This is a genomic window from Priestia filamentosa (genome assembly GCF_900177535.1).
In the GTDB taxonomy this organism is placed as follows: Bacteria; Bacillota; Bacilli; order Bacillales; family Bacillaceae_H; genus Bacillus_I; species Bacillus_I filamentosa.
This window is the reverse complement of record NZ_FXAJ01000005.1, coordinates 141,991-154,255: the sequence shown is the minus strand read 5'-3', so window position 1 is coordinate 154,255 and position 12,265 is coordinate 141,991. Positions and strand designations below refer to the sequence as shown.

The window sequence follows — 12,265 nt, the reverse complement described above, 5'->3', positions numbered from 1 at the left end:
AGTGCGAAAATTAGAGCGTTATGAAGTAAATGATGAGAATGCATTGTGGAACATGTACAAAACAGTCTCATTTTGGAAAGTTGTCAAAAACTTTATCGTGATTCAACTTGCGCGCTATATGCCATTTTTAAAAATAAAAAATTGGCTTTATCGGACTTTCCTTCATATGAACATTGGAGAAAAAACATCTTTTGCATTAATGGCAATGGTTGATGTCATGTTTCCTGAACGAATTTCCGTTGGTCATAACTCTATTATTGGCTACAATACAACGATTTTGACTCATGAATATTTAATTAAAGAATATCGTCTTGGAAACGTAGAAATTGGTAACGAAGTAATGATTGGAGCAAATACAACGATTTTGCCTGGCGTAACAATTGGTGATGGAGCCATTGTAGCAGCAGGAACTGTTGTACATCGTAACGTAGCCCCAGGAACATTTGTTGGTGGAAACCCCATGAACGTGATTTATTCAAAAGAAGAAATGAAAAATAGGGATAAAAGTAAAGACCTTTCTTAATTCTATAAGAAAGGTCTTTTTAGTTGTTAGTAATTCTTACTTTCCTTATTGGGATTGTTGTATTATAATGCTAGAAGGAATAACATATTTACTACATTAGGAGGTTTAACAGCTGTGGATACTTTGTATATCATTATTAATATTTTAATTATGGCAGTGTTCATCGGACTGCTTGTCTATATGCAGAGAAAACATGTTTCGTTTTCAAAACGTGTTTTCACAGGTTTAGGTTTAGGGATTGTATACGGTCTTATTTTACAGTTTATTTATGGAGCAACATCAGACGTTGTTGTAACGTCATCGGATTGGTTTAATATTGTCGGAAACGGCTATGTTAAGTTTCTACAAATGCTTGTTGTCCCACTTGTATTCATTTCAATCGTTTCAGCTTTTACACGTTTGAAAATGACAAAGAATATTGGGAAAATTAGTGTCCTTATTATCGGTATTTTACTTGGAACAACGGCTATTTCATCAGCAATTGGTATTGGAGCAACAGCTCTATTTGATTTAGATGCAAATCAGCTTGATGGTGGGTCTGTTGAGCAAAGTAGAGGACTTGAGCTTGAAGATAAGCTTACAGGTGTCAAAGATTTAACGTTACCACAACAAATTGTTGAACTACTACCAGCTAACCCATTCCTTGATTTTACAGGAGCTCGTCCAACTTCAACAATTGCGGTTGTTATTTTTGCTGCGTTCATTGGGATAGCTTTCTTAGGTGTAAAACGAAAGCAGCCTGAACAAGCAGAAATGTTTGAAAAGATTATTGAATCTATTCGTACAATTGTAATGCGTATTGTAACACTTGTTATTCGTCTTACTCCATTTGGAGTGTTGGCGATTATGACGAGAACAGCGGCAACAAGTGACTTAAAATCAATTGCAAATCTTGGTGTCTTTGTAATTGCATCATACGTTGCGTTAATTGTAATGTTCTTAGTTCACCTTATTCTTTTGTCTGTGTTCGGCTTGAACCCAATTACGTATGTGAAGAAGATCATTCCAGTTTTACTTTTTGCTTTTACATCACGTTCAAGCGCTGGAACATTGCCAATTAACATTGATACACAAACGAAGAAGCTTGGTGTCCCTGATGCAATTGCAAACTTTGCTGGGTCGTTTGGCTTGTCAATTGGGCAAAACGGATGTGCAGGTATTTATCCTACAATGCTTGCTGTAATGATTGCACCAACAGTTGGAATTAATCCATTTTCGCCTTCATTTATTGCAACATTAATTGTTGTTGTTGCTATTAGCTCATTTGGAGTAGCTGGTGTCGGCGGTGGAGCAACGTTTGCTGCTTTAATCGTTCTTTCTACAATGAATCTTCCTGTAGCACTTGCAGGTCTGCTTATTTCAGTTGAACCTCTTATTGATATGGGACGTACAGCATTGAACGTAAGCGGAAGTATGACAGCTGGAGTTGTCACAAGTAAAGCAACAAAGGAAATTGATACAACAATATATAACAATAGAAGTATTGAACTTGAACATTAAAAAAACCTTGGCTTCGGCCAAGGTTTTTTTGTTCGCTAATCATGGAAATAATAGGTATTATAAAGATGGAATTAATAAACAGAAAATTTGATTATTTCATATATTATTTGAGTGTGAACTGTTGACGAGGCGAAATGAAAGATGTAAACTACTAATAACTTTAATTCATTATTTCTCTAATTCGTTAGTGTAATAAAGTATTTTTTATTTTAAATCAAAGGATGGTTACGATGTCGAAGTTATTTATGTTTGAAAAGCCACTTGGAATGCGAGATACATTACCACAGCTTTATAATCGAAAAAAAGCAGTTCGTGATCAGCTTGCTGGGGAGATTAAAAATTGGGGATATCAATATATGGAAACTCCAACTTTAGAATATTACGAAACGGTTGGAAATGCTTCAGCTATTCTAGATCAGCAACTTTTTAAACTTCTTGATCGACAAGGACGGACACTTGTCTTAAGACCAGATATGACAACGCCAATTGCACGGGTTGCTTCATCCAAATTAGCTAATGATATTCCACTTCGTCTTGCCTATGAAGCAAACGTATATCGAACACAGCAGGATGAAGGAGGAAGACCGTCAGAATTTGAACAGGTAGGGATTGAACTTATTGGGGACGGAACGATTACAAGTGATGCAGAAGTCATTTCTCTCATGATTAGTGCTCTTAAAAAAGCAGGATTACAATCATTTAAGGTTGCAATTGGGCACGTTGGGTACATTAATTCGCTTTTCTTAGAAATTGTCGGAAATGAAGAACGAGCAAATGTCCTGCGTCGTTATCTTTATGAAAAAAATTACGTCGGCTATCGTAACCATGTCCAAAACTTAGGTCTTTCTTCCATTGATCGAGATCGCTTATTAAAGCTTCTTGAACTACGCGGAGATGAAGCGAAAATTGTGGACGCAATTGACCTTGCTGAAAGTGAAGAAGGGAAGAAGGCAGGAAGACAGCTTCGCGACCTTTGGAAGCTTCTTGAAGTATATGGTGTTACAAATGAAATTAAGATTGATTTTAATCTTGTAAGTCATATGAGTTATTACAGCAGCATTTTGTTTGAAGTTTATGCTGAAAACGTCGGATCTCAAATCGGAAATGGTGGAAGATATAATGAACTTTTGGAAAAATTTAATCAAAACACACCTGCAACAGGATTTGGCATTCAGCTTAATCGTTTATTAGAAGCGCTGAATGCTCCTGAAGAAGAAGAAAAAATAGATTGTATCCTATATAGTACTGAAAGACTTGCTGAAGCTTTTGCTCTTGCGGAAGAGAAAAGAAAGGCTCAGGAAAAAGTAGTTATTCAGAACATTGCAGGAGTCCAGGACGTTGACTCTTTCACACAAAAATTTGACGACGTAACATATTTAATTGGAAAAGCGCGAGGTGAAAATAAATGAGCAGCCCTTTAACAATTGCTATGCCGAAAGGTCGTATCTTTGAAGAAGCAGCAGACTTGCTACGAGCAGCTGGATTTGCTCTTCCAGCAGAATTTGATGACTCAAGAAAGCTTATTGTGGACGTAGAAGCTGAGAACATGCGCTTTATTTTAGCTAAGCCAATGGATGTAACAACATATGTAGAATATGGAGTTGCAGACCTTGGAATTGCCGGAAAAGATGTCATGCTTGAAGAAGAACGAGACGTTTATGAACTTCTAGACTTAAAGATTAGCAAATGTCATCTTGCTGTAGCTGGTTTACCTAATGCCATTCGTGATGAAGTTGCACCAAAGGTAGCAACAAAATATCCAAACGTTGCTTCCTCATATTTTAGAGAACAAGGAGAACAAGTAGAGATTATTCGTTTAAATGGATCAATTGAACTTGCTCCTATTGTGGGATTAGCAGATCGAATTGTTGATATTGTTTCAACAGGTCAAACATTAAAAGAGAACGGACTGGTAGAGCTCGAACATATTGAAGATATTACGTCTCGGTTAATTGTAAATCCTGTAAGCTACCGTTTAAAAGATGAACGAATTGATGAAATTGTAACAAAATTAGCTTCAGTTTTAGAAGGGTGAGAAAAGATGGACATTCAGAAAGTAACGAGTGAGCTAAGTTTAAAACGGAAAATTGATAATGGTACAGGAGAACAGCGTCAAGCTGTTATTAGTATATTAGCAGATGTTGAGAACCGGGGAGATCAAGCTCTTCACGATTATACAAAGAAATTTGATGGAGCATTGTTAAAAGATTTTCGTGTCTCAGAGGAAGAGATTAAAAGAGCATATGAACAAATTGAGGATAGCATAGTGAATATCATCACAGAAGCCGCAGAAAATATCCGTGATTACCACGAGCGAATGAAAAGTCAATCTTGGATTGTAACAAAACCGGATGGGACAATGCTCGGTCAGCAGGTCACACCACTTGATGCTGTTGGTGTATATGTACCAGGTGGAACAGCAGCATATCCTTCATCAGTATTAATGAACGTTATTCCAGCTCAAGTTGCTGGAGTAGGACGGATTGTCATGACATCTCCTCCAAATAAAAAAGGCGAACTTCCAGCTGGTGTTCTTGTTGCAGCGAACGAGCTTGGAGTTGATGAAATTTACAAAGTAGGAGGAGCACAAGCTGTCGGTGCCCTTGCTTATGGAACAGAGACAATTGCACCTGTTGATAAAATCGTAGGTCCTGGGAATATTTTTGTTGCACTTGCAAAACGTGAAGTCTTTGGTCTTGTTGATATTGATGCTATTGCAGGTCCGAGTGAAATCGTCATCTTAGCAGACGAGTCAGCATATCCGGATGAAGTTGCAGCAGATCTTCTTTCCCAAGCAGAGCATGATCGGCTTGCATCAAGTATTCTCGTTACGCATTCAGAAGAACTTGCCTACCGTGTACAGAAGGAAGTAGAGCAACAATTAAAAACACTGCCTAGAAGAGACATTGCTTTAGCTTCCATAGAAAATCATGGAGCTATTTATGTGACAGAGTCATTAGAAGAGTCTGTAACTGTTGTGAATAAATTGGCTCCAGAGCACTTAGAAGTTGCCACAAAAGATCCTCATACTCTACTTGGTCAAATTCGACATGCAGGAGCAATCTTTTTGGGAAGATATAGTTCAGAACCTGTTGGAGATTATTTTGCAGGCCCAAACCATGTTTTGCCGACAAATGGAACAGCGGCATTTTCTAGTCCGCTTTCTGTGGAGTCTTTTGTTAAGAAATCAAGCATTATTTCTTATAGTGAGAAGGCATTAATCGAAAATGCTAGCAAAATTGCTGCATTTGCCCGCTTAGAAGGATTAGAAGCACACGCACGTGCTGTTGAATCAAGGTTTAAATCGAAGGGAGAAAATTAAAGTGAGAGAAGCTTCAATTGAACGTAAAACAAATGAAACAGATATTACTCTAAGTATGAACATTGATGGGGAAGGAAAGTCTTCAATCAAAACAGGCGTGCCGTTTCTGGAACATATGCTTGATTTGTTTACAAAACACGGGCAGTTTGACCTTGATATTAAAGCAAATGGAGATACAGAAATTGATGACCACCATACAACAGAAGACATTGGAATTTGTCTTGGTTCGGTTTTTAAAGATGCGTTAGGAGATAAAAAAGGAATTAAGCGCTATGGCCAAGCTATGGTGCCGATGGATGATGCACTTGCTCAAGTTGTTGTAGACCTGAGCAATCGTCCTCATTTTGAATTAAAAGGAGATATTCCAGCAAGTCAAGTTGGAACATTTGATACAGAACTTGTTGATGAGTTTCTGTGGAAGTTTGCGCTAGAGGCTCGTATGAATCTGCATGTTATTATTCACTATGGTCGCAATACACACCATATTATTGAAGCTGTGTTTAAAGCGCTTGGCCGTGCATTAGATGAAGCAACAATGATTGATCCTCGTGTTAAAGGCGTTCCCTCAACGAAAGGGATGTTGTAGTATGATTGGCATTATTGATTATGGAATGGGAAATCTTTATAGCGTCAGCAAAGCACTTGAGCGTTTGGATTATGATTATATTATTTCAAATGACCCCAAAGAGCTTAAGAAAACAAAAGGTTACATTCTACCAGGCGTAGGAGCATTTGGAGATGCTATGGAGGAGCTTAACCGTCAAAACCTTGCTTTTTTTATAAAAGAGGAAGCAGATAGGGGAAAACCTCTTCTTGGTATTTGTCTAGGGATGCAGCTTCTATTTGAACAAAGCGAAGAAAATGGAATATCGGATGGTCTTGGTCTTTTAAAGGGGCGCGTTATTAAATTTAAAGGCACTACAGCAGAGGGGGAGTCATATAAAGTTCCTCATATGGGGTGGAATAAGCTAACATTTAACCGAGACTCAGAGCTATTAACAAATGTGGAAGAAGAGCATGTTTATTTTGTTCATTCTTATTATGTAGATACAGACGATAAAGAAGCGGTTATTGCAACAGCTGATTATGATGTTAAAGTACCCGCTGTTGTTGGTAGGGACAACGTGTTTGGAACTCAGTTCCATCCAGAAAAAAGCAGCGATATCGGGGTAAAGATGCTAAGGAACTTTGCAAACTATGTGGAGAAGCGAGGAGAAAGAAGTGAGTAATTTTACAATTTATCCAGCTATTGATATGCGCGGGGGAAAATGTGTCCGCCTTGTCCAAGGGGACTATAGTAAAGAAACGGTCTATGGAGATTCACCGCTTGATATGGCAAAAGTATTTGCAAAAGATGGAGCCGAGTGGATTCATATGGTAGACCTTGATGGAGCTAAAAAAGGAGCTCGAGTGAACGATAGTCATGTTTTACTTGTTAAAAAGGAATTGAACGTATCTGTTCAGATTGGCGGCGGGATTCGCACAGAGGAAGATGTAGCGTTTTATCTAGAGAATGGAATTGACCGCGTTATTTTAGGAAGTGCTGCTATCTCAAACCCTCAGTTTGTGAAGGATATGCTTCACAAATACGGAGAGAAAATTGCCATTGGAATTGATGCAAGAGACGGATATGTTGCAACAGAAGGATGGATTGAAACTTCAACAATTAAAGCGACAGAGCTTGGTCAGAAGCTTGCGGCTGAGGGAGCTAAAACTTTTATTTTTACAGATATCGCTACAGACGGTATGCTGTCTGGTCCAAATGTGAAGGCAGTGAAGGAACTTGCTGAAGTTACAAAAGCGAATGTAATTGCTTCAGGTGGTGTCAGTTCTCTTGCTGATCTTAAAGATCTTTCCGCGTATAGAGAAAGCGGCATTGAAGGAGCTATTGTTGGCAAGGCTCTTTATACAAATCAGTTTACCGTAAAAGAAGCACTTAAAGAGGTGGAGAAATGATTACAAAACGAATTATTCCTTGCCTTGATGTAAAAGACGGGCGTGTTGTAAAAGGCGTTCAATTTGTAGAACTTCGTGATGCGGGAGATCCTGTTGAACTTGCAAAGTTTTATGATGAGGAAGGTGCAGATGAACTGGTTTTTTTAGATATCTCCGCTTCTCATGAAGGTCGTAAAACAATGGTTGATGTTGTAAGAGAAGTTGCTTCTCAATTAGCGATTCCCTTTACTGTTGGGGGAGGGATTAATTCGCTTGAAGATATGAAAAGAATGCTTAGAGCAGGGGCTGACAAAGTATCGTTAAATACAGCTGCTTTATTAAACCCCTCGCTTATTACAGAAGGAGCCAACTTCTTTGGTTCTCAATGCATTGTCGTTGCAATTGATGCTAAATGGGATGAAGGGCTAGGGTCGTGGCGTGTATATACGCACGGAGGACGTAACGAGACTAAGTGGGATGTAGTTTCATGGGCAAAAGAAGCTGTGTTAGCTGGAGCTGGTGAAATTCTTTTAACAAGTATGGATTGTGATGGCGAGAAACAAGGATTTAATTTAGAACTAACAAAGGCTGTGAGTGAAGCTGTTTCTGTACCTGTGATTGCATCAGGTGGGGCTGGAAATGCAGAGCACTTCTATGCAGGGTTTGAAGAAGGAAAAGCAGACGCTGGTTTAGCAGCTTCTATTTTTCACTATAAAGAAACGTCAGTAAGGGAAATTAAAGCAGAGTTAAGACAACGAGGAGTGAACGTACGATGAACCTAGAAGATGTTGTATTTGATGAAAAAGGACTTGTTCCAGCAATTGTCCAAGATGCAATAAGCAAAGAAGTCCTTACATTAGCATATATGAACAAGGAATCGTTGGAAAAATCTTTAGAGACAAAAGAAACTTGGTTCTATAGCCGTTCAAGACAAGAACTTTGGCATAAAGGAGAAACATCTGGCAATACTCAAAAAATTGTAGGAATGCGTTATGACTGTGACGGAGATGCTCTTGTTGTAGAAGTTGAAATTAATGGACCTGCTTGTCATACTGGAAAATATTCTTGTTTTAACAAGGAGCTTGTAGAGAAGAAGTTCGCCTCATCTTATAATCGCTTTGCTATTATTAATCAACTTGAACAAGTTATTGCAGCGCGTGAACAGGAACGTCCAGAAGGAGCTTATACAACGTATTTATTCGAAAAAGGCGTGGATAAAATTCTGAAAAAAGTCGGAGAAGAAGCTTCAGAAGTGATCATCGCTGCAAAGAATCGTGATCCTGAAGAGTTAAAATGGGAAGCAGCTGACCTACTTTATCACTTGCTCGTTCTTCTTCGCGAACAGAAGCTCCCGCTTGATGAAGTGCTTAGCGTTTTAGAAGAAAGACACGGATCATAACAAAGAAAAGACGCTCACGCATAGTGAGCGTCTTTTTTCTCGCTCCCAGTAAAAAGTTAGCGGTCTCCTCTACTCTCAAAGCTATTAAGTGTGATATACTACGAACGATATAAATAAAGTCATTCGGCATGAAAATATGGTTTCTTTTGTTGCCTGTCAAAGAGCTTTTTTTATAAGCTTTTGATGAGCAGCATTTTTCAGCATGCTGAAGAAATAACTATACCACACAAAAAGTTCAGGTGAAATAAACAGTGGACATGGAGGACGGAATGGAGAAAAACACACGCTCAGAAGCGGCTAAAGTTATTCCGTTGGTTCAAACAAGCGAGTACTTTTTCGATAGAGGCATTAAAGCCTATAAAAGAGGAAACGTAAAGAAAGCAAAACGATATATAGAAAGAGTATTGCAACTTGAACCGGAAAATACGGTTGTGCTCTGTCAGCTAGCTGTAATTTTAACAGACTTAGGGGATTATCAGCAGTCAAATGAATTGCTACAATCTGCTTTGCAGAATGCAAATCAGGAATCAGGGTATGAATGCCATTATTTTATGGCAAATAATTATGCTTATCTTGGTTTTTTTCAAGAAGCAAAGAAACATGCACTTCAATATATAAATAATGAAAAAAATGGTCGATTTTCTCAAGCTGTTGAAGATTTATTAGAAATTTTATCAATTGAAATGGATGATATAGACGAAGAAGAGAATGAAAATGAAGATCGTCTTATTATGCAGCAAGAGAAAGCAAAACTATTGCTTGAAATGGCTCAATTTGAAGAAGCAAAAGAGCTTCTCCATGAGATTATTGAGGAACATCCAGAGTTTTGGGCTGCCTATAATAACTTAGCACTTGCTCATTTTTATACAGACGAATATGAACAAGCTATGATTTATGTACGAAAAGTCCTTGAAAGTAATCCAGGGAATCTGCATGCTCTTTGTAATGAAGCAGTTTTCTACTTTAAGACAGGAAAGCAAGACTTACTCGAGAGACAGCTTACAAAACTACGTGTTGTTTATCCTATCTCATTTGATCATCGCTATAAATTGGGCGTAACATTTGCTGTCATTGGGGAATATAGCGGAGCATATCGTTGGCTCTATAGCCTTTATAAAAAGGGAGCTGCACGAGATACAACATTTTTATATTGGTTGTCTTATTCCGCTTATTATATTGGACATGAAAACCTAGCAAAACAGGCATGGGAAAAGTTGCTTGTATCTTCTCCTGAAAAAAAGGGAGAAGAACCATGGAACATTGCAGCCTCAACGGATAGTATACAAGAGGTGCTTCATTATATAAAACAAGGTGAGGAAGAGCAGTTCTTTGGTCTTTATCTCTTAGCTCAAATGGAGAACGAAGAAAGAAAAACATTTCTAACAAAAGAAACAGAACACTTTCTCTATTCCCCGTTTTTGAAAACTCTTTCTCAGGATATGCTAAAGAGTGAGGAACTTCCCCGCTGTTTGCAAATTGCTTTAACAATGAAAAAAAGCTTGCAAAGCGAAGAAGAGGAAAAAGGAATTGTATATTGGTATACTCTTTACAACAAAGCGCGATTTACTGAGATTGAAATGAAAAATATCTCTGCTTTTGCTGCAAGTGTTGTATATATGTTTTATCAAAATCTAAAAAGACCAGTATCTCAGAAAAAAATTGCACAAGAGTATGGAATATCTCTTACAACAATGTCAAAATATATAAAGAAAATCCGTTCGGTAAGCATTGTTTCTGTCTAGAGAAAGATTGTGAAATATACTATAATTTTTGAGCAAAAAGATAGACGATGTTTCTAATACCTTATACGATAAGAATAAGTAAATGCATAAGTGAAGAAGGAGTGGAAGAAATGTCAGAAGAAAAAATTTATGATGTCATTATTATTGGAGCAGGTCCTGCAGGCATGACTGCTGCTGTATATACATCTCGTGCTAATCTTTCAACTTTAATGATTGAACGTGGGGTACCTGGTGGTCAAATGGCAAACACAGAAGATGTTGAAAACTACCCAGGATATGAAAATATTTTAGGTCCAGACCTTTCAAATAAAATGTTCGAACATGCTAAAAAGTTTGGAGCAGAATATGCTTATGGCGACATCAAAGAAGTTATTGATGGAAAAGAGTATAAAACTGTTGTAGCTGGAAGCAAAGAATACAAAGCTCGTGCAATCATTATTGGTACAGGGGCAGAGTATAAGAAAATTGGCGTTCCTGGTGAAAAAGAGCTTAGCGGACGCGGCGTTTCTTATTGCGCAGTTTGTGATGGAGCATTCTTTAAAAATAAAGAGCTTATTGTTGTTGGTGGAGGAGACTCTGCTGTTGAGGAAGGCGTATACTTAACACGCTTTGCTTCTAAAGTGACGATTATTCACCGCCGTGATGAGTTACGTGCTCAAAAGATTCTTCAAAAACGTGCGTTTGACAATGAAAAAGTAGACTTTATTTGGAATCATACTGTAAAAGAAATTCATGAAGGTGAAGGTAAAGTAGGCAAAGTTACGCTTATTAACACCGTGACAGGTGAGGAATCTGAAAAAGACACTGATGGTGTCTTCATCTACATCGGCATGGTTCCTTTATCTAAACCATTTGAGAGCTTAGGTATTACAAATGAAGAAGGCTATATTGAAACAAACGAACGTATGGAAACGAAAGTACCGGGAATTTTTGCTGCCGGAGACGTACGTGAAAAGTCACTTCGCCAAATTGTAACAGCAACAGGTGATGGAAGTATTGCTGCTCAAAGCATCCAACATTATGTAGAAGAGTTACAAGAAGAGCTACAATCTGCTAAGTAATAGGCGAAAAAGACAAAAAGGGGAGTTTAACAGAACCGTAATTGCCTTTTAATTGTGCTGTAACACCTATGTTACATTGGTTCGTTATAGTATAGATAAGTAATTGACCCCCTTTTATAAATACGTTACGTTGAGCACAGCGAGTTCAAGCTGTGCTCTTTTTTTGTAAATTTAGAGGCCAAATTGAAGTTGTTAAACATTTGTGAATGATGCCGATATATTGTTGTCTATTGCTCCTTCATTGTATAATAAGAAAAACAATAGTCGTAAACAACAGAGGTGAAAAAATGCAGCGTGTAACAAACTGTGTCTTATTAAAAAATGATAAAATTCTTCTTCTCCAAAAACCACGCCGCAACTGGTGGGTTGCTCCTGGAGGGAAGATGGAACAGGGGGAATCTGTAAAGGATTCTGTTGTTCGTGAATTTAGAGAAGAAACAGGTGTTTATTTAAAAAATCCAACAGTAAAAGGGATTTTTACATTTGTTATTAAAGAAGGAAATGAAGTTGTGTCAGAATGGATGATGTTTACCTTTTTAGCAACTGAATTTGATGGAACAAATGTCCTTGAATCTGAGGAAGGCAAGCTGTCTTGGCATAAGCTTGATGTTGTTAATGAGCTTCCAATGGCTCCTGGAGACCATCATATTATTGACTATGTTGCAAAAGGATCTGGCATGATCTACGGAAATTTCACATATACAAAAGACTTTGAGCTTCTTTCTTATAGAATCGATCCTTCATAGTCTGCAATAAATAGTAGGGATAATCTTACTAGGTAGG

13 protein-coding genes are annotated in these 12,265 nt (G+C 37.9%); all 13 read left to right on the top strand.

The features are described 5' to 3' along the window. Position 1 precedes the first annotated feature (1 nt). The 13 genes from B9N79_RS18545 to B9N79_RS18485 all read left to right on the top strand — a co-directional run bounded on the left by B9N79_RS18545 (position 2) and on the right by B9N79_RS18485 (position 12,228). Complete coding sequence (locus tag B9N79_RS18545) at positions 2 to 523, top strand: acyltransferase (RefSeq protein ID WP_019394920.1); 522 nt, start codon at positions 2 to 4, stop codon at positions 521 to 523. Positions 524 to 673: 150 nt separating this feature from the next. Further along, positions 674 to 2,023 carry an L-cystine transporter gene (locus B9N79_RS18540; protein WP_182928786.1) on the top strand — a complete coding sequence of 450 codons (1,350 nt, stop codon included), beginning with the start codon at positions 674 to 676 and terminating at the stop codon, positions 2,021 to 2,023. Between the two features lie 230 nt (positions 2,024 to 2,253). Further along, positions 2,254 to 3,432: an ATP phosphoribosyltransferase regulatory subunit gene (locus B9N79_RS18535; RefSeq protein ID WP_040060236.1), complete on the top strand. Its 1,179-nt coding sequence runs from the start codon at positions 2,254 to 2,256 to the stop codon at positions 3,430 to 3,432. Beyond that, the gene (hisG, locus tag B9N79_RS18530; protein ID WP_019394923.1) at positions 3,429 to 4,058 is read left to right on the top strand and encodes an ATP phosphoribosyltransferase; all 630 of its coding nucleotides are present in this window, start codon (positions 3,429 to 3,431) and stop codon (positions 4,056 to 4,058) included. Before B9N79_RS18535 ends, hisG begins: the two co-directional genes overlap by 4 nt. Positions 4,059 to 4,064: 6 nt before the next feature. Next, a complete protein-coding gene (hisD, locus tag B9N79_RS18525; RefSeq protein ID WP_040060235.1) occupies positions 4,065 to 5,345 on the top strand; it encodes a histidinol dehydrogenase in 1,281 nt (426 codons plus the stop codon). Between the two features lies 1 nt (position 5,346). After that, complete coding sequence (gene hisB, locus B9N79_RS18520) at positions 5,347 to 5,931, top strand: imidazoleglycerol-phosphate dehydratase HisB (protein WP_019394925.1); 585 nt, start codon at positions 5,347 to 5,349, stop codon at positions 5,929 to 5,931. 1 nt (position 5,932) lies between these two features. Then, positions 5,933 to 6,574, top strand: a complete 642-nt coding sequence (gene hisH / locus B9N79_RS18515; RefSeq protein ID WP_040060233.1) for an imidazole glycerol phosphate synthase subunit HisH — start codon at positions 5,933 to 5,935, stop codon at positions 6,572 to 6,574. Beyond that, positions 6,567 to 7,301, top strand: coding sequence for a 1-(5-phosphoribosyl)-5-[(5-phosphoribosylamino)methylideneamino]imidazole-4-carboxamide isomerase (gene hisA, locus B9N79_RS18510; protein WP_040060232.1), 735 nt, complete (start codon positions 6,567 to 6,569; stop codon positions 7,299 to 7,301). The genes hisH and hisA overlap by 8 nt, the downstream gene beginning before the upstream one ends. Further along, positions 7,298 to 8,056, top strand: a complete 759-nt coding sequence (gene hisF / locus B9N79_RS18505) for an imidazole glycerol phosphate synthase subunit HisF (RefSeq protein ID WP_040060231.1) — start codon at positions 7,298 to 7,300, stop codon at positions 8,054 to 8,056. The genes hisA and hisF overlap by 4 nt, the downstream gene beginning before the upstream one ends. Further along, on the top strand, positions 8,053 to 8,679 hold the full coding sequence (hisIE, locus tag B9N79_RS18500; RefSeq protein ID WP_040060229.1) for a bifunctional phosphoribosyl-AMP cyclohydrolase/phosphoribosyl-ATP diphosphatase HisIE: 627 nt from the start codon (positions 8,053 to 8,055) through the stop codon (positions 8,677 to 8,679). Before hisF ends, hisIE begins: the two co-directional genes overlap by 4 nt. 269 nt (positions 8,680 to 8,948) lie before the next feature. Further along, the gene (locus tag B9N79_RS18495; protein WP_046218072.1) at positions 8,949 to 10,421 is read left to right on the top strand and encodes a tetratricopeptide repeat protein; all 1,473 of its coding nucleotides are present in this window, start codon (positions 8,949 to 8,951) and stop codon (positions 10,419 to 10,421) included. A gap of 47 nt (positions 10,422 to 10,468) precedes the next feature. Further along, positions 10,469 to 11,482, top strand: a complete 1,014-nt coding sequence (trxB, locus tag B9N79_RS18490) for a thioredoxin-disulfide reductase (RefSeq protein WP_087944390.1) — start codon at positions 10,469 to 10,471, stop codon at positions 11,480 to 11,482. Between the two features lie 287 nt (positions 11,483 to 11,769). Continuing rightward, complete coding sequence (locus B9N79_RS18485; RefSeq protein ID WP_040060228.1) at positions 11,770 to 12,228, top strand: 8-oxo-dGTP diphosphatase; 459 nt, start codon at positions 11,770 to 11,772, stop codon at positions 12,226 to 12,228. Positions 12,229 to 12,265 lie beyond the last annotated feature (37 nt).

Bases quoted from the DNA above. Each gene is read 5' to 3' on its own strand.
- B9N79_RS18540 (WP_182928786.1), top strand. From the start codon at position 674: ATGGCAGTGTTCATCGGACTGCTTGTCTATATGCAGAGAAAACATGTT.
- B9N79_RS18535 (WP_040060236.1), top strand. From the start codon at position 2,254: ATGTCGAAGTTATTTATGTTTGAAAAGCCACTTGGAATGCGAGATACA.
- hisG (WP_019394923.1), top strand. From the start codon at position 3,429: ATGAGCAGCCCTTTAACAATTGCTATGCCGAAAGGTCGTATCTTTGAA.
- hisD (WP_040060235.1), top strand. From the start codon at position 4,065: ATGGACATTCAGAAAGTAACGAGTGAGCTAAGTTTAAAACGGAAAATT.
- hisH (WP_040060233.1), top strand. From the start codon at position 5,933: ATGATTGGCATTATTGATTATGGAATGGGAAATCTTTATAGCGTCAGC.
- hisF (WP_040060231.1), top strand. From the start codon at position 7,298: ATGATTACAAAACGAATTATTCCTTGCCTTGATGTAAAAGACGGGCGT.
- hisIE (WP_040060229.1), top strand. From the start codon at position 8,053: ATGAACCTAGAAGATGTTGTATTTGATGAAAAAGGACTTGTTCCAGCA.
- B9N79_RS18495 (WP_046218072.1), top strand. From the start codon at position 8,949: ATGGAGAAAAACACACGCTCAGAAGCGGCTAAAGTTATTCCGTTGGTT.
- trxB (WP_087944390.1), top strand. From the start codon at position 10,469: ATGTTTCTAATACCTTATACGATAAGAATAAGTAAATGCATAAGTGAA.
- B9N79_RS18485 (WP_040060228.1), top strand. From the start codon at position 11,770: ATGCAGCGTGTAACAAACTGTGTCTTATTAAAAAATGATAAAATTCTT.